At 73.3% G+C, this 21911-nt stretch carries 22 protein-coding genes; 12 read left to right on the forward strand and 10 right to left on the reverse strand.

Going from position 1 to position 21911, the window contains the following annotated elements:
• Positions 1 to 413 precede the first annotated feature (413 nt).
• From IE312_RS13920 to IE312_RS13945, 6 genes are all read left to right on the forward strand, one after another.
• On the forward strand, positions 414 to 3347 hold the full coding sequence (locus tag IE312_RS13920) for a sensor histidine kinase (protein ID WP_189981598.1): 2934 nt from the start codon (positions 414 to 416) through the stop codon (positions 3345 to 3347).
• Positions 3344 to 3841 carry a roadblock/LC7 domain-containing protein gene (locus IE312_RS13925; protein ID WP_189981600.1) on the forward strand — a complete coding sequence of 166 codons (498 nt, stop codon included), beginning with the start codon at positions 3344 to 3346 and terminating at the stop codon, positions 3839 to 3841. Before IE312_RS13920 ends, IE312_RS13925 begins: the two co-directional genes overlap by 4 nt.
• Positions 3838 to 4245, forward strand: coding sequence for a DUF742 domain-containing protein (locus IE312_RS13930; protein WP_189981602.1), 408 nt, complete (start codon positions 3838 to 3840; stop codon positions 4243 to 4245). Before IE312_RS13925 ends, IE312_RS13930 begins: the two co-directional genes overlap by 4 nt.
• Complete coding sequence (locus IE312_RS13935; protein WP_189981604.1) at positions 4226 to 4879, forward strand: GTP-binding protein; 654 nt, start codon at positions 4226 to 4228, stop codon at positions 4877 to 4879. Before IE312_RS13930 ends, IE312_RS13935 begins: the two co-directional genes overlap by 20 nt.
• A 41-nt stretch (positions 4880 to 4920) precedes the next feature.
• Entirely contained in the window at positions 4921 to 6174 is a 1254-nt protein-coding gene (locus IE312_RS13940) for a styrene monooxygenase/indole monooxygenase family protein (RefSeq protein ID WP_189981606.1), read from the forward strand.
• A gap of 199 nt (positions 6175 to 6373) precedes the next feature.
• Entirely contained in the window at positions 6374 to 6547 is a 174-nt protein-coding gene (locus IE312_RS13945) for a hypothetical protein (RefSeq protein WP_189981608.1), read from the forward strand.
• 15 nt (positions 6548 to 6562) lie between these two features.
• On the opposite strand, the gene IE312_RS13950 is transcribed toward IE312_RS13945, so the two are convergent.
• Positions 6563 to 7402, reverse strand: coding sequence for a hypothetical protein (locus IE312_RS13950; RefSeq protein WP_189981610.1), 840 nt, complete (start codon positions 7400 to 7402; stop codon positions 6563 to 6565).
• 290 nt (positions 7403 to 7692) lie between these two features.
• On the opposite strand from IE312_RS13950, the gene IE312_RS13955 reads away from it, so the two are divergent.
• Positions 7693 to 8193, forward strand: coding sequence for a hypothetical protein (locus IE312_RS13955; protein ID WP_189981611.1), 501 nt, complete (start codon positions 7693 to 7695; stop codon positions 8191 to 8193).
• On the opposite strand, the gene IE312_RS13960 is transcribed toward IE312_RS13955, so the two are convergent.
• From IE312_RS13960 to IE312_RS13975, 4 genes are all read right to left on the reverse strand, one after another.
• Positions 8190 to 9227: a C40 family peptidase gene (locus IE312_RS13960; protein WP_189981613.1), complete on the reverse strand. Its 1038-nt coding sequence runs from the start codon at positions 9225 to 9227 to the stop codon at positions 8190 to 8192. The two genes, IE312_RS13955 and IE312_RS13960, sit on opposite strands and share 4 nt — an antisense overlap.
• Before the next feature lie 95 nt (positions 9228 to 9322).
• A complete protein-coding gene (locus IE312_RS13965) occupies positions 9323 to 9592 on the reverse strand; it encodes a DUF8847 domain-containing protein (protein WP_189981615.1) in 270 nt (89 codons plus the stop codon).
• 4 nt (positions 9593 to 9596) lie between these two features.
• Positions 9597 to 10253 (reverse strand): TetR/AcrR family transcriptional regulator, encoded by a 657-nt coding sequence (locus IE312_RS13970; protein WP_189981617.1) that lies wholly within the window; start codon positions 10251 to 10253, stop codon positions 9597 to 9599.
• A 59-nt stretch (positions 10254 to 10312) separates the two neighbouring features.
• Positions 10313 to 11251, reverse strand: coding sequence for an AurF N-oxygenase family protein (locus IE312_RS13975; protein WP_189981619.1), 939 nt, complete (start codon positions 11249 to 11251; stop codon positions 10313 to 10315).
• 122 nt (positions 11252 to 11373) lie between these two features.
• Here IE312_RS13975 and IE312_RS13980 point away from each other — a divergent pair, with 122 nt between their 5' ends.
• Positions 11374 to 12483 carry a ferritin-like domain-containing protein gene (locus IE312_RS13980; protein ID WP_189981621.1) on the forward strand — a complete coding sequence of 370 codons (1110 nt, stop codon included), beginning with the start codon at positions 11374 to 11376 and terminating at the stop codon, positions 12481 to 12483.
• Positions 12484 to 12542: 59 nt separating this feature from the next.
• Positions 12543 to 13409: a hypothetical protein gene (locus tag IE312_RS13985; RefSeq protein ID WP_306419741.1), complete on the forward strand. Its 867-nt coding sequence runs from the start codon at positions 12543 to 12545 to the stop codon at positions 13407 to 13409.
• A 3-nt stretch (positions 13410 to 13412) separates the two neighbouring features.
• Here the strand turns inward: IE312_RS13985 and IE312_RS13990 are convergent, their stop codons facing one another.
• From IE312_RS13990 to IE312_RS14005, 4 genes are read right to left on the reverse strand one after another with little or no spacing between them, the layout of a single operon-like run.
• Complete coding sequence (locus tag IE312_RS13990; protein WP_189981829.1) at positions 13413 to 14870, reverse strand: penicillin-binding transpeptidase domain-containing protein; 1458 nt, start codon at positions 14868 to 14870, stop codon at positions 13413 to 13415.
• A 35-nt stretch (positions 14871 to 14905) separates the two neighbouring features.
• Positions 14906 to 16267, reverse strand: coding sequence for an FtsW/RodA/SpoVE family cell cycle protein (locus tag IE312_RS13995; RefSeq protein WP_189981625.1), 1362 nt, complete (start codon positions 16265 to 16267; stop codon positions 14906 to 14908).
• Between the two features lie 48 nt (positions 16268 to 16315).
• Positions 16316 to 17572 carry an ATP-binding protein gene (locus tag IE312_RS14000; protein WP_189981627.1) on the reverse strand — a complete coding sequence of 419 codons (1257 nt, stop codon included), beginning with the start codon at positions 17570 to 17572 and terminating at the stop codon, positions 16316 to 16318.
• A complete protein-coding gene (locus IE312_RS14005) occupies positions 17569 to 18306 on the reverse strand; it encodes a hypothetical protein (RefSeq protein WP_189981628.1) in 738 nt (245 codons plus the stop codon). The genes IE312_RS14000 and IE312_RS14005 overlap by 4 nt, the downstream gene beginning before the upstream one ends.
• A 298-nt stretch (positions 18307 to 18604) precedes the next feature.
• Here IE312_RS14005 and IE312_RS14010 point away from each other — a divergent pair, with 298 nt between their 5' ends.
• Entirely contained in the window at positions 18605 to 19408 is an 804-nt protein-coding gene (locus IE312_RS14010; RefSeq protein WP_189981630.1) for a nuclease-related domain-containing protein, read from the forward strand.
• Between the two features lie 199 nt (positions 19409 to 19607).
• On the opposite strand, the gene ligD is transcribed toward IE312_RS14010, so the two are convergent.
• On the reverse strand, positions 19608 to 20495 hold the full coding sequence (ligD, locus tag IE312_RS14015) for a non-homologous end-joining DNA ligase (RefSeq protein WP_189981632.1): 888 nt from the start codon (positions 20493 to 20495) through the stop codon (positions 19608 to 19610).
• 53 nt (positions 20496 to 20548) lie between these two features.
• Here ligD and ku point away from each other — a divergent pair, with 53 nt between their 5' ends.
• Together ku and IE312_RS39940 are read left to right on the forward strand one after the other, a co-directional pair.
• Entirely contained in the window at positions 20549 to 21574 is a 1026-nt protein-coding gene (gene ku, locus IE312_RS14020; protein WP_189981634.1) for a non-homologous end joining protein Ku, read from the forward strand.
• Positions 21575 to 21650: 76 nt separating this feature from the next.
• The coding region (locus IE312_RS39940) for an SPW repeat protein (protein WP_229899704.1) at positions 21651 to 21911 on the forward strand (261 nt) is incomplete at its 3' end.

The raw sequence follows: 21911 nt of genomic DNA on the forward strand, positions 1-21911 counted from the left end.
ACGGGTCGCGTCGCCGGGGTCCGAAACGAGATCAGTGCGCATCCGGCCAGTCTGCACGAGGCCTCCACACCGTGCGCCAAAGGCTGGCAAGGGCCGGTGAAAACTCACGGCCCCGCAGGTCAGGCGCCTGGTTTGCGCAAGAATGATCCACTCCGGGAAGGCGTGGCGGCGAATACTGCCAAAGCCTGCCGCGCGCGTCCAACCGGCCCACCGCGCAACAGCGCGGCACGCGCCACCGGAACTTGCCCGCCAACTCCCCTCCGATGTTCACTCCTTCGGGTGGCGGGTCAGGTGATGCGCGACCACTGCCCACCGGCGCTGGGAGGGTCGGGAACCGTACGAACCGGGTGTACGCACCACTTGGCCCCGAGCTGACGGGGCGCCACCCGGCCCCTGGGTAGACGAGTTCAGGAATGCGAGCACCGGTGCAGATGAAGCGGCCTCGGCGCACAGGCAGGCAGACGGCCCCCGAGGGGACCGTCCCCCAGACCCCCGTGGGCTCCGGCCGCCCCACCCATGTGCGCACCCGGCTGATCGTCGCCGTCGCCGTGGTGGCCGCGGCCGTGGCGGGGGCCGGTGCGCCCGCCCTGCTGAGCGCCTCCGAGGACGTCAGCGACTCCCAGGACCTGGTGACGCTCGCCGGCCGCACCCAGGACGCGCTCACCCTCGCGCACTCCCTCGCCGACGAACGCGACGAGGTCACCTCCTACGTCGCCGCCGGCCGCCCCAAGTCCAAGGCGCCCTCCGAGGACCGCAGCGCCCGCGTGGACCGGGAGGTCGAGGAGCTGCGCGCCGACCCCGACACACCGGCGCGCCTGCGCACCGCCCTCGACGGCATCGACACGCTGCGCCGGGCCGCCCTCACCGGCAAGACCGACGCCCTGCGCACCCACCAGGCGTACTCGGCGACGATCGCCGAACTGCACCGGCTCGCCGAGCAGCTGGCCGAGCAGCTGCCCCCGCGGGCCGGTTCCGGCGCCCACGCGCTCGCCGAACTGGACTCCGCCGTCCAGCAGTCCGCCGCCGCCCGCGGCCTGCTGCTGGCCGCGCTGAACATCCCCTCCGGCACCCGGACGGTGATCGACCCCACCACGGGCCTGCCCACCACGTCCGCCACCGGCACCGCCGCCGAGCGCAAGCAGCGCGACGCGCTCACCGCCGCCGCCCAGCAGGCCCGGCTGCGCTCCGACGCGGCCCTCGCCGGCTTCCGCGAGACCGCGCCCAAGGCCGCCGTCGACTCCTACGACTCCACCGTCACCGGCCCCGAGGTCAACTCGGCGGACACCTACCTGTCCGCGCTCACCGACCAGCCCACCCTGGCCGACAGCGAGCTGACCACCAGCACCAAGAAGCTGGACGCGGCCCTGTCCGCCCGCGTCGACCGGATGCGCGGCGCCGAGTCCGCGCTCTACGACCACCGGACCAAGGACCTCGCCCGCCTCCGGGACGACGACGTCACCGCCCTGGAGATCCGGATCGCCGTCCTCGGCGTGCTGATGCTGGTCGCGGTCGGTGTCGCCACTGCCATGGCCCGCAGCCTGACCCGCCCCCTGTCGGTGCTGCGCCGCGGCTCGGCCCGCCTCGCGGAGGCCGAGGACCCGGCCGGCCAGGAGCCGATCGCCTTCACGGGCCGCAACGACGAGTTCGCCCAGGTGGTCCGCTCGGTCAACGCCCTGCACGCCCACGCCGTGGCGCTGCACGAGCGGGTGGCCACCCTGGAGACCGACCGCAGGCACCTGGTGGGCCAGCGCCAGAAGATGGCCGACGCCCGCGAGGAGCTGCGCGCCGAACTCGCCGACTCCGCGGCCCAGCTGGAGCGGCTGCGCACTAGCATCGGCACCACCTTCGTCAACCTGGCCCTGCGCACCCTCGGCCTGGTCGAGCGCCAGCTGGCGGTCATCGAGGGCCTGGAGGACCGGGAGCAGGACCCCGAACGCCTCGCCACCCTGTTCAAGCTGGACCACTTCGCCACGGTCATGCGCCGGCACAGCGAGAACCTGCTGGTCCTCGCCGGCACCGAGCACGTCCAGCAGCACCCGGGCCCGGTGCCGCTGGTCGACGTGGTCCGGGCCGCGGTCAGCGAGATCGAACGGTACGAGCGCGTCCGCATCGCCGCCCTGCCGCCGCACGCGCACGTGGCCGGCTTCGCCGCCGACGACCTCTCCCACCTGCTGGCCGAACTCATGGAGAACGCCACCGCTTTCTCCCCGCCGGACCTGCCGGTGGAGGTCTCCGGCTGGCTGCTGGAGTCGGGCGAGGTCATGCTGTCGGTCCAGGACGAGGGCATCGGCGTGGCCGAGGACCGCCTGACCCGCCTCAACGCCCGCCTCGCCGACTTCGACCCCGAGTCCCTCTACGACCAGGAGGGCGACGACGGCCTCGGCCTCGGCCTGTACGTCGTCGCGCGCCTCGCCCACCGCCACGGCGTCCGCGTCCAGCTGCGCGAGCAGAAGCAGGGGGGCATCGCGGCGGTGGTGGTTCTGCCGGCCGGCCTCCTCGTCGAGGCCCCGCCCGCCGCCCTCCCGCCGCAGACCGCCCCCGGCGCCGCCGGCACCTTCACCCTGCCCGGTGCCGACGCGGAGGCCAACTCCAACGTGCTGCCCGCCCGCAAGCATCAGGACGCCCTGGTCACGCTGGCCGAGCAGGCGGTACGGGAGGCCGCCGGGAAGGCACCGGAACCGGCATCCGGGCCGCCGTCGGGCCACGCACCGGAACCGGCCGCGGAACGCGCGGCGAACCAGCCTTCGGAGCGCGCACCCGAGCCGTCACCGGAGGAGGCGCACCAGCAGGCCGCCCAGCCCGCCCAGGACACGGAGACCCGCCCGAAGGCCCCGGCGGAGACCTACGCCGAGACCACGATGGAGCTGCTCCTCCCGGACGCGCCGGAGGAAACGGCGCCCACGGCGCCGGACCACCCGCACGACCAGGCCACCCACGACCAGGCCACCCACGCCCCGGGCACCCACGCCCCGGCCACCCACGACACGGCCACCCACGACGCCGCCGAGCCCCTGCGCGAGCCCGAGCCCGAGGCCGAGCCCGAGCCCGAGGCCGAGGCCGCTGACGCCGGGGGCGAGGCCGAGTCGGAGGAGCGGCTCACCAGCAAGGGCCTGCCCAAGCGCACACCCAGGATCACCGCACCCACCGCCCCGCCCCGCCAGCGCAGCGCGTCCGTGGACGCGGAAGCCCTGCGCCGCAGGCTCGGCGGCTTCCGCCGCGGTGCCGAGGCCGGCTACCGCGACGTAGAGGCGGAGATCGCCGAACAGACGGCCGGCATCCAGCGGCCGACCAGCCACGCACACGCCGAAGAAGCCACGGGGGGCACAGCCGAGGAGGCAAGCAGTTGACCGCGCCCACTACCTACGGACTGAGCAGCGAAGCCCGCAACCTGCACTGGCTGCTGACCAACCTGGTCGAGGAAGTACCCGGCATCCAGTCCGTCGCCGTGGTCTCGTCCGACGGCCTGCTGCTGCTCTCGTCCGACCCGGGTCACACCGAGCAGTCCCGTACGGCCCGCCCGGCGAAGGGCCCCCGGGGCTCCGCCGCCGACCTCGCCACCATCGTCTCCGGCATCGGCAGCCTCACCGTCGGTGCCGCCAAGCTGATGGACTTCGGCGGGGTCCGGCACACGATGGTCGCGATGGAGGAGGGCAGCCTGTTCGTGATGTCGATCAGCGACGGCTCGCTGCTCGGCGTCCACGGTTCCGCCGAGTGCGACATGAGCGTCGTGGCGTACCACATGGCGCTCTTCGTCGGCCGCGCCGGCCACGTGCTGACGCCCGAGCTGCGCAGCGAACTGCGCAAGTCCCTGGAGGCCGAGTCGACGGGGAGCAGCCGATGAGCGGCACACCGAAACTGCCCGTCCGGGGCGGCGGCCGCAAGCCCGCGCGCGTCCGCCCCTACTCGCTCACCGGCGGCCGTACCCGGTTCGGCCACGTCCTCCTCGTGGAGACGTTCGTGGCCGCGCTGGAGGCCCCCGAGGAGCGCAAGGAACTGACGAGCGCGCCGCTGTCCGCCCGGGTCATGCCGGAGATGCGGGCCATCGTCGAACTGTGCCGCCGTATGCGCACGGTGGCCGAGATCGCCGCGCTGCTGAAGATGCCGCTCGGCGTGGTCCGCGTCCTCCTGAGCGACCTCGCGGACCAGGGAAAGATCCGTGTGTACGGCACCGGAACCGGTCACGGCACCGGCCGTCCGGACCGCGCTCTGCTGGAAAGGGTGCTGAGTGGACTCCGCCGTCTCTGACGCCACCGCCTCCGTCGGGGGCACCCCCCTCGCCGCCTTCACCGAGCCGGACGAGGACCTGAAGTCCTGGCAGACGGACCGGACACGCGCCCCCGTCGCCACGAAGATCGTGGTGGCGGGCGGCTTCGGCGTCGGAAAGACCACCCTGGTCACCTCCGTCTCGGAGATCACGCCCCTGCAGACCGAGGCGCTGATGACCGAGGCCAGCGAGGCCACGGACGACCTGTCGGCCACGCCGGGCAAGCTCACCACCACCGTGGCCATGGACTTCGGCCGCATCACGCTCGACGACGACCTGGTGCTCTACCTGTTCGGCACGCCGGGCCAGCAGCGGTTCTGGTTCATGTGGGACGACCTGGTGCGCGGCGCGATCGGTGCCGTCGTCCTGGCCGACACCCGCCGGCTGAAGGACTGCTTCCCCGCGCTGGACTACTTCGAGAGCTGCCGGCTGCCGTACGTCGTCGCGGTCAACCACTTCGACGGCAGCGAGCGGTTCGAACCGGAGGACGTCCGGGAAGCGCTGACGATACCCGCGCACGTCCCTGTCATGATCATGGACGCGCGGCGGCGGATCTCGGTGATCGAGACCCTCCTGGCCCTGGTGGCCCACGCGCTGGACGAAACCCCCGAGTAGTCCAGGAACCGTCCCCAGTCCCCGTAGGAGACACCACCCGCATGCGGAAGATACTCGTCGTCGGAGCCGGCCAGTCCGGCCTCCAGCTCGCCCTCGGCCTGCAGTCGCACGGCTACGAGGTCACCCTGATGTCGAACCGGACCGCGGACGAGATCCGCTCGGGCCGGGTCATGTCCACCCAGTGCATGTTCGGCACGGCGCTGCAGCACGAGCGCGACCTCCAGCTGAACTTCTGGGAGTCCCAGGCCCCGCGGATCGAGGGGCTCGGCGTCTCGGTCGCCGCCCCCGGCTCGCACGACCCGGGCCCCACCCAGCGGGCCATCGACTGGGTGGGCCGGCTCGACGGATACGCGCAGTCGGTGGACCAGCGGGTGAAGATGGCCGGCTGGATGGAGACCTTCGCGCAGCGCGGCGGCCAGCTGGTCATCCACGGCGCGGCCGTCGGTGACCTGGACTACTTCTCCCGTGCCTACGACCTCGTCCTGGTCGCGGCGGGCAAGGGCGAACTGGTGTCGATGTTCGCCCGCGACCCGGAGCGCTCCCCGTACAGCGAGCCGCAGCGGGCGCTGGCGGTGGCGTACGTGCACGGGCTCGGCCCGCGCCCGGAGCACCCGGAGTTCGACGCGGTCCGCTGCAACCTGGTCCCCGGCGTCGGCGAGCTGTTCGTGATGCCGACCCTGACCACGTCCGGCCGCGCCGACATCCTGTTCTGGGAGGGCATACCCGGCGGCCCGCTCGACGTCTTCAAGGGCGTGAAGGACCCGGCGGAGCACCTCTCCCTGACCCTGGAGCTGATGGAGAAGTTCACGCCCTGGGAGTACGCGCGGGCCACGAAGGTGGAACTCACCGACGCCGGCGGCACGCTGGCCGGCCGGTACGCCCCGACCGTCCGCAACCCCGTCGGCCGGCTCCCCGGCGGCGGCCTGGTCCTCGGCGTGGCCGACGTGGTCGTCGCCAACGACCCGATCACCGGCCAGGGCTCCAACTCCGCGGCCAAGTGCGCCGCCGCGTACCTGGCGTCGATCCTGGAGCGCGGGGACCGGCCGTTCGACGAGGAGTGGATGCGGCAGACCTTCGACCGCTACTGGGCCACGGCGCAGCACGTCACCAAGTGGACCAACGCCATGCTGGCGCCGCCGCCGGAGCACGTGCTGAACCTCATCGGCGCGGCCGGTCAGCTGCAGCCGGTGGCGGATCGATTCGCCAACGCCTTCGACAACCCGGCCGACTTCGAGGACTTCTTCTACGACCCGGAGAAGACGTCCGCGTACCTGGGCTCGGTCGCCGGGGCCTGACGGGCTCCTGACCTGGCACGGCCCACGGACGGCCCCGGAGACGGTTCTCCGGGGCCGCCGGCGTTCCTGGCGTTCAGGTCGCAGCCGTGCATGTTGTAGGAGTCGTCCGTGTCCGTGCTGTCCTCGGAGTCGCCCGGGCCGGCCTCATGATCTCGGCCTTCCCGGGCACACGGCCAGTGAGACCCGAGGAGGTAACGAGATGAGCGCCGGAGAACGGGCCAAGGCAAAGGCCGAACAGATCGTCGGAAAGACCGTGCGGACGGCAGCCCACGCGATGCACAAGGAAACGCTCGCGGCGAAAGGCGCCGCTCTCGAAGCACGAGGCAAGATGCGGGGCACGAAGGAACAGGCCAAGGGTTCCTTCAAGCGCTGAGCGCGCTGCCGTCCGTCAGGGAGTGCCCACCTGGGTCGCGCCGATGTGGGACCAGTTGCCGAACTGCCCCGCGGGGAAGCTCTTCAGGTGCACGTACTTGCCGCTCTCGTCGAGTTCGCCCGAGGCGGCGACCCGGGTGTCCCTGTTGTAGAAGAAGAGCCGGCGGTTGGTCGGCACGATATGGGTCCAGTTGCTGAACTGCCCCGCGGGGAAGCTCTTCAGGTGCACGTACTTGCCGCTCTCGTCGAGCTTGCCGGACCCGGCGGCCCTCGTGTCCCGGCTGTAGAAGAAGAGACGGGAGGGCCCTTCGTCGAAGGCGACGTGGCTCCAGCTCCCGAACTGTCCGGCCGGGAAGTCCATCAGGTTGACGTAACCGCCGCCGTCGTCGAGTTCGCCCGACGCGGCGGCGCGCGTGTCGCGGCTGTAGAAGAAGAAGCGGGCGAAGAGGTCGCCGCCGGCCGAGAGGACGTGGGTCCAGCTGCTGAACTGTCCGGCCGGGAAGTCCTTGCGGTTGATGTAGTCACCGCCGCCGGTGAGTTGGCCCGACGCGGCGGCCCGCGTGTCCCTGTTGTAGAAGAAGACCAGGGAGCCGTCGGGAACTATGTGCGTCCACGTGCTGAACTGCCCGGCCGGGAAGTCCTTCAGGTTGACGTAGTTGCCACTGGCGTCGAGCCGGCCCGTGGCGGCTGCCCGCGTGTCCCGGCTGTAGAAGAAGAGCTGGCCGCCGCCCGGCACGATGTGCGTCCACGTGCCGAACTGGCCGGCCGGGAAGTCCTTCAGGTTGACGTAGGAGCCCTCGTAGTCGAGCTTGCCCGTCGCCGCGGTTCGCGTGTCTGCGCTGTAGAAGAAGAGCATGGCGCCGCCCTCGCGCTTTCCCTGCTGGATCGTTCCGCCCGTGCCGGCGCCGACACGCCGAACGGACGACCGGACACGGCGTCCGGGGCCTCCGGGCCAGCTTGCGCGCGACACCTCCCCGCGGCACGCGAGACTGGGCCGTACGGGTGAACGAGGTCACCCGGGTGGTCTCGGAAGAAGCCGAGCACTTGCGGCCACGGGCCGGCCCCGTGCCCTTTTGACACCCCCAGCCGGCGGAGAGACGCTGGACGGCAGGGGCCGGGAGGGGGACGAGCCACGTAGGAGTTCCCATGGACGGTCGACGCGTACGCCTGGCGGTGCTGGCACCCCTGGTGCCGGCGTTGGCGGCGGGGACGGTGGCGCTCGCCGCACCGCCGGCCGCGGCGGCGTCGCCCAGCTGCGGTGTCTCCCGGGCCGACGGCCCGGCGTACCTGGAGGTCGTCGGCGAGGACTTCACGCCGGACAAGGCCGTGTTCGTCGAGTCCGCCCACGGGGCCCACGGCACCGTGCGGACCGGTGCCGACGGCGCCTTCGCCGTGCGGATCGGCCATGCCGCCGGCACCGTCACCGCCCGGCAGGCCGGCGGCCCCGAGGTCAGCTGCGGCACGGCCGGGCAGGGCGCGCGCTGGAGCGCCCAGGAGCAGTACGCGGCGGGCTACAAGGCCGGTTACGCGGCCATGAAGAACGACTGCGACGTGCGCGACCTCCAGCGGGTGCCGGTCGGCGACACCTTCCGCAAGGGCTTCGAGGACGGCGCGGCCGCGGCACGGAAGACGTTCTGCTCGGGCTAGGGGCTGTCCGGGCCGGGGCGGACCGCGCCGAGGATCGGGTGGCCGGCGATCGGGGAGACCGTGACCTTTCCGCCCGGTCTGGGCGCCTGCACGACCCTGCCGTCACCGACGTACATCGCCACGTGGGTCGCCTCGGGGAAGTACACGACCAGGTCGCCGGGGCGGAGCCGGTTCAGCGGCACCCGCTTCAGCCCCTCCCACTGCTCCTGGCTGGTGCGTGGGATCGGGGTCCCCGCGTGGGACCACGCGTCCGAGGTGAGGCCGGAGCAGTCGTACGCGTCCGGGCCCTGCGCCCCCCAGGCGTACGGCTTGCCGACCTGGTCGAGGGCGTAGCGGACCGCGCGGTCGCCCGCCGGTGAGGCCGGGCGGTCGTTGGGCAGCGCACCTGCGGTGGCCAGGTGCTCCTGCGCGGTGGCGACCCCCTGCTGTTCGAGGCGGGCGATCGCGGCGAGCTGCTCCGGGGTGAGGCCGGCCAGCAGCCGCTCCACGCCGGCCAGCCGGGTCCGGACGTCGTCGCGCTGCCTCTTTTGCCGGCCGGCCAGGACGAGCTGGGTGTCGAGGGCCTTGCGGGCCGCGCGGGCCAGCGCGGCCCGGTGCTTCTCGGCCGCGGCCAGGCGGCCCACCGTGCGGGCCCGTGCGCGGGCCAGTTCGCCGATGACGTGGCCCTCGTCCAGTGCGTGCTGCGGGTCGGGTGCGAGGAGCAGCCGCACGTACGGGCCGAGGCCGCCGCTGCTCTGGTACTGCTGCCGGGCCAGGCGCCCGGCGTCGGTCCGGCTGTCCTGCAACGCCAGTTGGGCGCGCGCCAGTTCACCGTCGAGCCGGGCGACCTCGGCGCGCTGGCGCCCCAGCTGCTCGGTCGTGGCGTTGTAGGTCTCGGTGGCCTGTTCGGTCCGCCGGTACAGCTGCTGCAGATCGGTCAGCAGCTCCGCCACGGACCGCTGGGGTTCCGGTGCGGCCACGGCGGGTACGGGCGCGAGGACGGCCTGGGCCGCCACCGTGGCCGTGCAGGCCAGGCGCAGGAGGGTTCCTGACACGTCATCACCTCTGCTGGTCGGATAGTCGCAAAGGTGATAATCAGACGTGCCGGTGGGCGGTGCGGGGCAGGCCTGCGCGGTTCGGCGCGGCGGTTTCACCCGTTCGGCCGCGACCAGGGCCACCTGGGCCGGCCGCCGGACCTGTCGTCCGGGTCGTACGCGTACTTCCAGCCCTGGATGAGCCCGAGCCGCCGGCTGTGCCCGCGCGGCACGCGCCGGTAGACCAGCACCGCGGGCGGGCCGCCCGCCGGGTCCGGGACGGGGATGCGGTACGTCTTCGGGGGGTGCCCGGTGGGGCCGAGCAGGACGGGCAGCACGCGCCCGTCCATGGGGCCGCCCTCGAAGGGGGTGTCCTGACTCTTCACAAGGTCAGTGTCGGTCATCCCCGGCGAGCGCGCCGAGGAGCCCGGCGGTCTGCGGATCCCGGCCGGCGGTGACCGTGAGCGCAGCCACGAACTCCTCCACCAGCCAGTCCCGCAGTTCCGCGGCCGGGGGCCGCTTGTCCTCGTCCAGCCACATCAGGGAGGCCGCCTCGACGGAGGTGATCCACACCCGGACCGTCATGCGCAGCCACGGGCCGGGAGCGGTGACGCCGAGGTGCTGGTGGATGTGCTCGGCGGCGGACCGGCGCACCTGGTCCACGATGGCGGTGGTGCGGGAGGTCTCCACCACGCTGCCGCCCTGCAGCAGCGCGCTGAAGCCGGTGTCGTGCCCGTCCACGAAGGCCAGGTAGCGGTCCAGGGCGCGGGACAGGCGGGACAGCGGCGGGCCCTCGCGGGGCTCGTCGAAGCAGTGCCGCAGCTCCTCGGCGGCGGAATGCAGCGCGGCCTCGTACAGCTGCTGCTTGCCGCCGGGGAAGTACCGGTACACCAGCGGCCGCGAGACCCCGGCCGCCTCCGCCACGTCGTCCAGGGAGACGTCCTCGGGTGCCCGGTGCGCGAACAGGCCCAGGGCGGCGTCGAGGAGCTGGCTGCGCCGCTCCTCGACGCTGAGCCGGCGGTAGGCGGGGGTGGCCGACGGGGTCATGGCCGGCAGCCTAACCGGCGCCGGGCCCCGGCCGCCGCCCCGCCGCCGGTGGCCGGGGCCTACGCCAGCAGGCCGGACGACCTCCACAGCCGCCTGCCGACGCCCCGCAGCACGCCGATGTCGTCGAGGAAGTCGGTCAGGCGCTTCGCGCCCGTCTGCATGACCTCCCGGCGGTGCGCGCTGGCCTTGACCTGGGCCATCGCCTCCCGTTTGTCCAGGCCCACGTTGGCGTAGACGTCGGGGTTGACGAAGGCCACGGAGAACACCCGCGCGAACTCGCCCGACGTGACCCGGGTGAACTCCTGCGACCACTTCGGCGCGGTCACCATCTGGCGCCGCAACTCCTCACGGGCGTACCGGACGTGCCGGGCCTCCTCGACCACGTGGATGCGGGTGACGCCCCGGACCAGCGGCTGGACCCGCTCGTCGGGGAAGGTCAGCCGCTGCATCCAGTCCAGGACCTCCTCGCCGAGCAGCGTGGCGGTGAAGGAACCGGGGGTGGTGGAGATGGTCTTGAACACGCGCCCGAGGTTGCGGTGGGCGCGGCTCACCGGGTACCAGGGCGTGCCGCCGTGCGAGATCAGCCGCGCGAACATCTTCGAGTGCCGGCACTCGTCCTCGATCTCGGTGAGCGCGTACCGCACGTGGGCGCTCGTCGCCGCCTTGTCGTAGATGTGCCGGACCAGCAGCTGCATGAGGATGATCTCGAACCAGATGCCGAGCGAGGCCAGCGCGGCGGCCTCGTGCTGGGAGAGCAGGATCCGCTGTTCCTCGCTCATCCGCTTCCACATCGGGGTGTCGTACAGCGAGACCAGCTCCGGCGGCCAGAACCACTTGCCCGCCTCGAAGGGCGCGTCCCAGTCCAGTTCCTCGTCCGGGTCGAAGGAGTGCTTGGCGGAAGAGACGAGCAGCCGTTCGGCCACCTGTTCCCGGTCCTTGAGCAGGCCGAGCGCGTCGCGCAGCCCGTCCAGCGCGTCATCTTCCGTCAGGGTCGTCATGGCTCCCTCACCTCGTTACCCAGGGGTAGTCGTCCGGCTCTTATGAGACTGCTTGTCAGCAAGGCCGTCAATCCCTCGCGCACAACTTGTTGCCCGGGCCGCCGCGTGTGAGCCTGCCGGGTATGCCGACGCACGACCTGTACGCCGACCGCCCCGGGGACTCCCCCTGGCAGGTGCCCGCCACCGGCGCGGCCCGCTTCAGCTGGGAGTACGACGACGGGCGCGAGCGCCTGCTCGCCCTGTACCAGAAGGGCAAGGACAAGCAGTGGGACGCGCGGACGCGCATCGACTGGGACCTGGAGGTCGACCCGTACGACGCCCTCGGCACGCCCGAGGAGGCCATGTCCCTGTACGGCACCCCGCACTGGGCCAAGCTGTCGGAGAAGGACAAGGGCGAGCTGCGCCGGCACTACGCCTCCTGGCAGTTCAGCCAGTTCCTGCACGGCGAGCAGGGCGCGATGATCTGCGCCGCGCGGATCGTGGAGTCGGTGCCCGACCTCGACGCCAAGTTCTTCTCCGCGACCCAGACCATGGACGAGGCCCGGCACGCCGAGATCTACGGCCGGTTCCTGCACGAGAAGATCGGCCTCGTCTACCCGATCAACGACAACCTCCGGTCGCTGCTCGACGACACCCTGCGCGACAGCCGCTGGGACATGCCCTACCTCGGCATGCAGGTGCTGATCGAGGGCCTGGCGCTGGCCGCCTTCGGCATGATCCGGGACACCACGAGCAAGCCGCTGCCCCGGCAGATCCTGACCTACGTCATGCAGGACGAGGCCCGGCACGTCGCCTTCGGCCGGATGGCGCTGCGCGACTACTACAAGCAGCTCACCGAGGCCGAACTGCGCGAGCGCGAGGAGTTCGTCATCGAGGGCTGCTACCTGATGCGCGACCGGCTGCGCGGGGTGGAGGTGCTGGAGAACTTCGGTGTCCCGAAGGCCGAGGCGGAGGCGCTCAGTGAGCGGTCGGAGTTCCTCCGGCTCTTCCGGAAGCTGCTGTTCAGCCGGATCGTCCCGTGCGTCAAGGACATCGGCCTGTGGGGCGAGCGGCTCCAGCGGGCCTACGTGGACATGGGCGTCCTGGAGCTGGGCGACGCCGACCTGGAGCTGCTGATGACGCAGGACGAGGAGCTGGCCGAGCGGCTGGACGCCGAGCGCTTCGCCGCCGAGGAGCGGGCCCGGGTGGCCGAGGTGGAGGCGGCCATCGAGTCGGGGGCCGCCGGGGACTGACCGGACGCGGGCGCGGTGCCGGGGGTGTCACCCGGGTGCAGTAGCGTGCTGGCGTGTCCATGCCTCCGCCGCACCAGCCGCCGTACCCGCAGCAGCCCTACCCCCACGGCCGGCAGGCCCCGGGGCCGTACGGCCCGCCCGGCCCCCCGCAGCAGCCCTACCCGGCGCAGCAGCCGTACCCCCCGCAGCAGCCCTACCCCCACCAGCAGCCGTACCCCGCGCAGCAGCCCTACCCCCAGCAGTCGCCGCACCCCCAGCAGCCCTACCCCGGCTGGGGTGCGCCGCCCATGGTGCCGCCGCCGAAGAAGCGGCGGGTCGGGATGGTGCTCGGCATCGTCGGGGGTGCCGTCACGCTCGCGATCGTGGCGCTCGTCCTGGTCGGCGCCGCCGCCGAGAGCGGCTTCCCCGCGGCGGAGCACGAACTGGCCCTGCCGCACAGCCTGCTCGACGCCAAGTACACCCTCGCCGAGGACCTCTCCCGCACCGAGGGCAAGAAGATCGAGGAGGAGGCCGACGGCGCCTGGGACGCCCGGGACATCCACGCCGCGGTCGGCCGCTACTCGCCCGCCGACGACTCCGGGGCCGTGCTGCTCGTGTCCGGCATGTACGGCCGGTTCAAGAACGCGGCGTCGGTGCGCCGCAGCATGCTCAAGGGCGCCGCCGAGTCCGACGGGGTCACGGTCGCGGAGCCCGCGCGGGACCTGACCCCGTCCGGCGCGGACACCCCGGTCCGCTGCCAGGTCCTCACCCAGAGGAGTGCCGGCGTGACGGTCACCTACCCGGTGTGCGCCTGGGCGGACGGCAACACGGCGGCCGTCGTCGGCGCGGTCGAGCGCGATGTGCGGGACGCCGCCGACGTGGACCTGGACGCGGCCGCCCGCGACACCCTGCGGATCCGCTCCGAGATGCTCCGGCCGGCCGGCTGATCCTCATCGCCCGAGCACGGCCCGCATCACATCCCGCGCGATCGGCGCCGCGTCCCCGCCGCCGCTGATCTCGCCCCGGTCCGCCGAGGCGTCCTCCACCACCACCGCGACCGCCACCTGCGGCTCCGGGGCGTCCTCGGCCTGCGCCCAGGAGACGAACCAGGCGTAGGGCACCCCGGCGTTGCCGACCCCGTGCTGCGCGGTGCCGGTCTTGCCGCCGACCAGCGCGCCGGGGATCGCCGCGTTGGTGCCGGTGCCCTCCTCGACCACGCCGGCCATCAGCTCCTTCAGCCGGGCCGCGGTGTCCGGCCGCATCACCTGCCGCCCCGGCCGGGCCCCGCTGCCGGTGACCGTCTCGCCGCCGTGCCGGGTGGTCCGCTCCACCAGGTACGGCGGACGCAGCCGGCCGCCGTCCGCGACCGCCGCCGCGACCATCGCCATCTGCAGCGGGGTGGCCCGCGTGTTGTACTGCCCGATCGAGGACAGCGCCAGCTGCGCCCGGTCCACCCTCGTGTCGAAGGTGGACGGCGACACCGCGAAGGGGATGCGCAGGCCGGTGTCGTTGAAACCGAACGCCTGGGCCGTCGTCGCCATGTCCCGCACGCCCACGTCCACGCCCAGCTTGGCGAAGACGGTGTTGCAGGACCACTGGAAGGCGTCGCGCACCGAGGCGTCCCGGCAGCCGTCGCCCTCGTTGGTCAGCCGGGTGGTGGTGCCGGGCAGCCGGTAGGGGTCGGGGGAGTCGGTGCGCGCGTCCAGGTCCGTGACCACCCCGGCGTCCAGCGCCGCCGCCGCGGTGACCACCTTGAACGTCGAACCCGGTGGATAGGTCTGCCGTACCGCCCGGTTGAGCATCGGCTTCTCCGGGTCGTGGTTGAGCCGGGCCCACGCCGCCGACACCGCCTCGTTGTTGCCCGACAGTTCGGCCGGGTCGTACGACGGGCTGCTCACCAGCGCCAGGACGCGGCCGGTGGCCGGCTCGACCGCGGCCACCGCGCCCTTGCGCCCGGCGAGCCCCCGGTACGCGGCCTCCTGCGCCCGCCGGCTGAGGGTCGTCACGACGTCCCCGCCGCGGTCCGGTGCCCGGGTGACGTCGCCCCACAGCGGCAGCGGCGCGAGCATCGGATCGGTCCCGGAGAGCACCCCGTCCTCGGCGTGCTCCAGGAACGCGGTGCCGTAGGTCTGCGAGGAGAACCCGGTGACCGGCGCGTACAACGGGCCGTCCGTATAGGCGCGTTCGAAGCGCAGCTGCTCACCGGTGTCCACCGACCCGGTGACGGGCGCGCCGTCCACCAGGATGTTCCCGCGCGGCTGCTGGTAACGGGCGATGGTGGCCCGGCGGTTGGCCGGGTTGCCGTCGTACTCCCCGGACTGCACGACCTGCACGCGGGCCGCGTTGGCCAGCAGGGCCGCCAGCAGCAGGGCGCAGAAACCGCAGGCGTGCCGGATGTACCTCCCCATCGGCCGCCCGCCCTCCGGGATCCGGTCGTAGTCGCTCACGGTGCCTCCCGGCCGTCGTACTGGCTGCGAGCCGAATCGCTCACCCGGACCAGCAGCGCCACGATCGCCCAGTTGGTGACCACCGAGGAGCCGCCCTGGGCGAGGAACGGCATCGCCATGCCGGTCAGCGGGATCAGCCCGGTGACCCCGCCCGCGATCACGAACACCTGCAGCGCCACGATCGAGGCCAGCCCGACCGCCAGCAGCCGGCCGAACGGCTCGCGCAGCGCGAGGCCCGCCCGGTAGCCGCGCTCCACCAGCAGCGCGTACAGCAGCACGATCCCGGCGAGGCCGGCGAGGCCCAGCTCCTCCCCGGCGGTGGCCAGGATGAAGTCCGACTTGGCGGCGAAGCCGATGAGGATGGAGTGGCCGAGCCCGAGCCCGGTGCCGAGGACCCCGCCGGCGGCGAAGGCGAACAGCGACTGCGAGAGCTGGTTGGGGCCCTGCCCGGCCTCGATGGTGGCGAACGGGTGCAGCCAGTCCTCGATCCGCCCGCCCACGTGCGGCTCCAGGCGCCCCACGGCGAAGGCGCCCAGCACGGCCAGCAGCAGCCCGACCGCGATCCAGCCGGTGCGCCCGGTGGCCACGTACAGCAGCACCACGAACAGCCCGAAGAACAGCAGCGAGGTCCCGAGGTCGCGCTCCAGGACCAGCACGCCGACGCTCACCAGCCAGACCGTCAGGACCGGCCCGAGCACCCGCCCGGTCGGAAACTGCAGCCGCCACAGCCGCCGGCCGGTGTGGGCGAGCGCACTGCGGTTGGCCGCCAGGTAGGCGGCGAAGAACACCGCGAGCAGCACCTTCGCGAACTCGCCGGGCTGGATGGAGAACCCGGCGACCCGGATCCAGATCCGGGCGCCGTTGACCGCCGGGAACAGGATGGGCAGCGCCAGCAGGGCGAGCGCGGCCACCACGCAGACGTACGCGTACCGCTGGAGCACCCGGTGGTCGCGCAGCACCAGGACGACCGCGATGAACAGGCCCACCCCGAGCGTGGACCACACCAGCTGGGTGGGGGCCGCCTGGTCGCCCGGGGTCTCCAGGTCCAGCCGGTAGATCAGCACCAGCCCGAGCCCGTTGAGCAGCACACCGATGGGCAGCGGCAGGGGATCGGCGTACGGCGCCCGGATGCGGACCGCGATGTGTGCGAACAGGGCGAGCACGCCGAGGCCGGCCCCGTAGCCGGCGGCACCGGGAGGGACGGTGCCGGTCCGGGCCAGACCCACCGCGCAGTAGCCGTACACGGACAGCAGGACGGCCAGCACGAGCAGGGACAGTTCGACGCCCCGGCGCCGGGGGAGGCGTGCGGTCCGCGCGGGTGCGGGGACCGCCGCCGTGGTGGTTCCGGCGTTCGTCATGCCCGGAACCTATCCAAAGGGGGCGTGTTGTTCCGGGATGAGGGACTTTCAGGGGTTTGTCGGTTTCGCCGAAGGCAGCACCAGCGTCGCCACCGCGCCCCCGTCCCCCGCGTTGGCGAAGGTCAGCGCGGCACCCAGCACCTCCGCCTGCCCCGCCGCGATGGTCAGCCCCAGCCCGTGCCCCTTGGCCCCGCCCTCGGTGCGGAACCGCTGCGGACCGTGCGCCACCAGGTACCCCGGGTACCCGGCCCCGTGGTCCCGCACGGTCACCACCGGCCCGTCCACCGTCAGCACCACCGGCGGCGCCCCGTGCTTGTGCGCGTTGGCCACCAGGTTCCCCAGCACCCGCTCCAGCCGCCGCCGGTCGGTCTCCACCCGGACGTCCCGCAGGATCCGCACCTCGGTGTCGGTGCCCGAGGCCCGTACCACCCGGGCGGCCAGCGCCCCCAGCCGCTCCGCGCCGACCTCCAGCCGCTCCCGCCCGGTGTCCAGCCGGGAGATCTCCAGCAGGTCCTCGGTGAGCGTGCGCAGCGCCGCCACCCGGTCCCGCACCAGCTCCGTCGGCCGCCCGGGCGGCAGCAGCTCGGCCGCCGCGTGCAGGCCGGTCAGCGGAGTGCGCAGTTCGTGCGCCACGTCCGCGGTGAACCGCTGCTCGCTCAGCAGCTTGCTCTGCAGGGTCGACGCCATCGTGTCCAGGGCCGCGGCCACCGCCGCGACCTCGTCCTGCGGGCGGGTCGGGTCCTGCGTCCGCGGGTCGTTCACCCGGGCGTCCAGGTCGCCGGCGCTGATCCGCCGGGCCGCCTGCGCGGTGAGGTCCAGCCGCCGGGTCACCCGGGTCACCGCGAACGCGCCGACCAGCACGGTCGCGCCGATCGCCAGGCCCGACGACCACAGGATCGACTGGTCGAGCCCGGCGATGGTGCGGGACTGCTGCGCGTAGTCGACCTCCACGGCCAGCGCCCGGTGCCCGGCCACCGGCCCCGCCGCCCACATGACCGGCCGGCCCTGGTGGGCGGCGACCATCGTGCCGCGCTTCCCGGCCGTCGCCAGCGCCCGCAGCGGCGCCGGCAGGCCCCGCGGGTCCACCCCGGCACCCGGCAGCAGCGTGTCCCCGGCCTCGTACGCCCGGGTGGCGTCGGCGAGCCGGGACAGCGCCAGGTCGCGGGCCTGGCCGACGGTCTGGTCGGTCACCGAGACGTGCACGAGCACACCGAGCAGCGCGGCCAGCGCGCAGCACATCACCGTGATGAACACGGCGGCCTTCACGGCGAGGGCCCCGGCCCAGTGGGGCAGCGCGAGCCTCATCGCGGGGCCGCCGGGGTCGCCGCGGGGGAGGCCGACGGGGACGGGGTCCTGCTGGTGCGGCCGTCACCGACGTGCAGGTACTCGTCGCGGGAGAACACCATGGCGCGCTGGCCCGGGTCCCACTCCCAGGTGGTGCGGTACTCGTAGCCGGAGATGTCGGCCGGCGAGCGTTCGATCAGCGACCGGCCGGCCAGCTCCACCCCGATGATCGCGTCGTTGTCGGCCAGCACCTGCACCAGCCGGTGCCGCTCCACGGTGTACACCCGTACCGCCGTCTGGTTGGTCGGGTACAGCCGGAAGCCGAGCGTCAGATCCGGCCGGCCGTCACCGGTGAGGTCCCGGTAGTACGGCTTGAGCAGCGGGCACCGGGCCCGGTCACCGCCCGCCCGGCACTGCGCCATCCGCTCCACGGTCGCGTGGTACGCCCCCTTCGACCCGTAGTCGGCCGGGTGGGCCCTCAGCTCCGCCTCCACGACGTCCACCGGATCGACCCGGCGGATGTCGTCACCGGGGACCGTGACGCCCTTGACCGTCTCCCGGGTCGCCACGTCGTAGGGGTACGCCGGGCTGGACGCCGGGCGCAGGTCCGGCCAGAGCTTGGCGGGGCTGGCGGCGGTCCGGATCGGCCCGGCGCCGCGCAGCGCGCCGGTGTCCCCGCAGGCCGCCGCCGTCGCCGACAGCAGGGCGACGACGAACGCGGCGAGGGCGGTGCGCACGGGACGACGGACTGGCATCCCTACATTCTGACGGACGCCTGCTTTGTACGGCTTCGGGTGCGCGGTGCGGCGCGGGGCGGCCCCGCGGACGGGCGGCGGAACGCCGGGTGCGGCTGCCGGGCCGCGGGCCCCCGCGCGCGGGCCCGGCCGGGCACGGTCTCCCTCCGCGGGCCCCGCGGAACCGGTCCGCCGGGCCGCCTCCCGCGGGTACGCGACCGCGCCCGCCCAAGTCCCCCTCGCGGGGCCTTCCTCCACCGAAAACCGGTCTTGCCCCGGGTGCACCCCGCCTGTTCCCATGGTCGAGGGGTGATGGCGCATGAGCGGACTGCGCGTGGTGCCGGCCTTCCGGCACGGCAGGGAGCGGCTGTACGTCTGCCGCGAGGACGGGTACGGCGTCGCCTGGTACGACCGTGAGACGGGCCGGGTCAACCTGCTCGGCGAGGACAGCAGGGACGACGTGCTGCACGCCCTGCGCCCCTTCCTGACCGGCCCGGTCACCGTGGGCCCGCCCCCGGTGCCCACCCCCGCGGAACTCGCCCGGCTCACCCTGCACCCGGACGACGACCTCGCCCCCAACCGCCCCGGCGAGGCCCTGCTCGTCGCCCTCGACCGCGATCCCGGCCCCGCGCACCGGCTGCGCCCCGACCCGCGCCGGCGCGCCCTGACCGCCGAGCAGGCCGTCGGCGAGGCCCTGGACGGCCTGGAGGGGGCCGGCTGGCACACCCTGCACTCCCTCCCGCTGCCCGGCGGCGACCGCATCCACCACCTGGTGATCGGTCCCGGCGGCCTGTTCGCCGTCCACGCCCTGTACGCCCGCAGGAGCCGGGTCCTGGTCGCCGACCCGATGGTCGCCCTGGGCCGCCGGGAGGCCGAGCCGCTGCTGCGCCGGCTGCGCGCCGACGCCGACCGGGCCTCCTACGCCCTGACCGCCGAGGTCCGCCCGCTGCTGGCCCTGGTCGGCCCGGCCGAGGTGAGGGTGCCGGCGCGGCCGCGCGGGGTACGGATCGCGACGGACGCCGAGCTGGCGGACCTGGCCCGGCTGGGCGGGGTGCTCAAGCCGGCGGACGTGGAGGCCCTGCACGGGATGGCCCGGAACCGGAACACCTGGGGAAGGGTCTAAGGCGTGTCTTTCGGATCATCCCGGGGCCGCGGGGCTCGGCACGCACGTCCGCCGCGTTGTCGTCGGTCGCCGACGCTCCGCGTCGACTCCCTCCTCCGCCTTGCGGCCGCACGCACCGAGCCCCGCTCACCGGCACTGACAAGGCACCGCCGATCCGAGTCGGGCTGATCCGAAAGACACGCCCTAGCGCGCGGGGGCGCTACGGCAGCGGTACGGCCCGCTCCGGGTCGGTCAGGTCCGCCATCAGGTCGCCGAGGTCCTGCAGCCGCGGGGCGATGTCCTCCGCGCGGAACTCCAGCTGCGCGGGGCCGCGGCAGTCGGCGACCTCCTCCCAGGTCACCGGCGTCGACACCAGCGGGGCCCGGCGGGCGCGCACGGTGTACGGGGCGGCCGTGGTCTTGCGGGCCGCGTTCTGGCTCCAGTCGACGAACACCTTCCCCGGTCTGAGGCTCTTCGTCATCCGGTGCACCACCAGCCGGGGCATCGCCCGCTCGGCCTCCACCGCCAGCGCCTTCGCGTACTCGGACGTCCGTTCGGAGGAGCTGCCCCGGACCGGCGCCAGCAGGTGCAGGCCCTTGGAGCCGGCGGTCTTCGGGTACGCCTCGATGCCGTCCGCCGCGAGCCGCTCGCGCAGCCAGAGCGCGACCTCGCAGCAGTGCACGACCGTCGCGGGCGCGCCCGGGTCCAGGTCGAAGACCAGCCGGTCCGCCTCCTGCGGGGACTGCACCAGCCACTGGTGCGTGTGGAACTCGGCGACCAGGTTCGCCGCCCAGACCAGGCTCGGCAGGTCCTGCACCAGCACCATCCGGGCGGGACCGTCCGCCGACGACCGCGGCACCTCGGCGGTGGTGACCCACTCGGGCGTACCCGGCGGCACGTTCTTGGCGAAGAACAGCTGTCCCTGGGGGCCGTCCGGGTAGCGCAGGAAGGACACCGCCCGGTCCCGCAGGTGCGGCAGCAGCACGGCGGCGGCGGTCGCGTAGTAGTGCAGCAGCTCCCCTTTGGTGAAGCCCGTCTCCGGATACAGCACCTTCTCCAGGTTGCTGAGCGCGACCCGGCGCCCCTCCACCTCTGCGATAGGCGTCATAGGATGACAATCCCAGACAAACCGGGGAAAAATGCAACGGAAGGGTGCGGCACGTGCGATCGATCTGGAACGGCGCCATCTCCTTCGGCCTCGTCAGCATCCCGATCAAGCTGGTGAACGCCACGGAGAGCCACGCCATCTCCTTCCGGCAGATCCACACCGAGGACAACGGCCGCATCCGCTACCGCAAGGTGTGCGAACTGGAGGAGCGCGAGGTCACGCAGGCCGAGATCGGCAAGGCGTACGAGGACGCCGACGGCACGATGATCCCGATCACCGACGACGACCTCTCCCACCTGCCCATCCCCACGGCCCGCACGATCGAGATCGTGGCGTTCGTCCCGGCCGACCGCATCGACCCGCTCCAGATGGACGCGGCCTACTACCTCGCCGCGAGCGGAGCGCCCGCCGCCAAGCCGTACACCCTCCTGCGCGAGGCCCTCAAGCGCAGCAACAAGGTGGCCATCGCCAAGTACGCGCTGCGCGGCCGGGAGCGCCTCGGCATGCTCCGCGTGGTCGGCGACGCCATCGCCATGCACGGCCTGCTCTGGCCGGACGAGGTCCGGGCCCCGCAGGGTCTCGCCCCCGACACCCCCGTCACCATCCGCGACAAGGAACTCGACCTCGCCGACGCCCTGATGGACACCCTCGGCGAGGTCGACCTGGAGGACCTGCACGACGAGTACCGGGAAGCGCTGGAGGAGGTCATCGCCGCGAAGGCCTCCGGCGAGAGCCCGCCCCAGGCTCCGGCCCCCGCCGCCGGCGGCAAGGTGCTGGACCTGATGGCCGCCCTGGAGAACAGCGTCCGCGCGGCCCGGGAGTCCCGCGCGGCGGCCGGTGCGGAGGCCGAGGTCAGACCGCTGCGGCAGGGGCGGGCCGCGCCCAAGGAGCCGGCCGGGAAGAAGTCCACCTCCACCGCCGCGAAGAAGCCGGCCGCCGCGAAGAAGGCCGCACCCGCGCGCAAGTCGACGTCCAAGGCCGGCGAGGGGGCCAAGAAGACGGGAGCCGCGGCGGCCGGGAGAGCGACGGCGAAGAAGACCCCGGCGAAGAAGTCCACGCCGCGCAAGCGCTCGGCGTGAGACCCGTGGTTACCGCGTGCTTTCTGGGTACCCGCCCGGCGAACCGTACCAAAGCCATATTTCGGAGGTAAGTGACATGGCGACCTCTCCTCGGTCCGACATGGCGACCCACCCGGACATCCTCGCCATGCGCGAACGCCACGAGATGGCCGAGCGCACCACGAGCACCCCGAAGGCGCAAGCCATCGAGACCATGGCCCTCCTCACCGGGCTCTACCTCGCCGCCTCCCCCTGGATCACGGGCTTCAACGGCTTCTCCACCCTGGCGGTCAACAACCTGATCACCGGCATCGCCTACGCACTCCTCATGAGCGGTGGCTTCGGCCGGGCCTACGAC

The organism is Streptomyces capoamus, from assembly GCF_014654935.1.
Taxonomy (GTDB): Bacteria; Actinomycetota; Actinomycetes; order Streptomycetales; family Streptomycetaceae; genus Streptomyces; species Streptomyces capoamus.

Bases quoted from the DNA above. Each gene is read 5' to 3' on its own strand.
- IE312_RS13920 (WP_189981598.1), top strand. From the start codon at position 414: ATGCGAGCACCGGTGCAGATGAAGCGGCCTCGGCGCACAGGCAGGCAG.
- IE312_RS13930 (WP_189981602.1), top strand. From the start codon at position 3,838: ATGAGCGGCACACCGAAACTGCCCGTCCGGGGCGGCGGCCGCAAGCCC.
- IE312_RS13940 (WP_189981606.1), top strand. From the start codon at position 4,921: ATGCGGAAGATACTCGTCGTCGGAGCCGGCCAGTCCGGCCTCCAGCTC.
- IE312_RS13945 (WP_189981608.1), top strand. From the start codon at position 6,374: ATGAGCGCCGGAGAACGGGCCAAGGCAAAGGCCGAACAGATCGTCGGA.
- IE312_RS13950 (WP_189981610.1), bottom strand. From the start codon at position 7,402: ATGCTCTTCTTCTACAGCGCAGACACGCGAACCGCGGCGACGGGCAAG.
- IE312_RS13955 (WP_189981611.1), top strand. From the start codon at position 7,693: ATGGACGGTCGACGCGTACGCCTGGCGGTGCTGGCACCCCTGGTGCCG.
- IE312_RS13970 (WP_189981617.1), bottom strand. From the start codon at position 10,253: ATGACCCCGTCGGCCACCCCCGCCTACCGCCGGCTCAGCGTCGAGGAG.
- IE312_RS13975 (WP_189981619.1), bottom strand. From the start codon at position 11,251: ATGACGACCCTGACGGAAGATGACGCGCTGGACGGGCTGCGCGACGCG.
- IE312_RS13980 (WP_189981621.1), top strand. From the start codon at position 11,374: ATGCCGACGCACGACCTGTACGCCGACCGCCCCGGGGACTCCCCCTGG.
- IE312_RS13985 (WP_306419741.1), top strand. From the start codon at position 12,543: ATGCCTCCGCCGCACCAGCCGCCGTACCCGCAGCAGCCCTACCCCCAC.
- IE312_RS13990 (WP_189981829.1), bottom strand. From the start codon at position 14,870: ATGGGGAGGTACATCCGGCACGCCTGCGGTTTCTGCGCCCTGCTGCTG.
- IE312_RS13995 (WP_189981625.1), bottom strand. From the start codon at position 16,267: ATGACGAACGCCGGAACCACCACGGCGGCGGTCCCCGCACCCGCGCGG.
- IE312_RS14000 (WP_189981627.1), bottom strand. From the start codon at position 17,572: ATGAGGCTCGCGCTGCCCCACTGGGCCGGGGCCCTCGCCGTGAAGGCC.
- IE312_RS14005 (WP_189981628.1), bottom strand. From the start codon at position 18,306: ATGCCAGTCCGTCGTCCCGTGCGCACCGCCCTCGCCGCGTTCGTCGTC.
- IE312_RS14010 (WP_189981630.1), top strand. From the start codon at position 18,605: ATGAGCGGACTGCGCGTGGTGCCGGCCTTCCGGCACGGCAGGGAGCGG.
- ligD (WP_189981632.1), bottom strand. From the start codon at position 20,495: ATGACGCCTATCGCAGAGGTGGAGGGGCGCCGGGTCGCGCTCAGCAAC.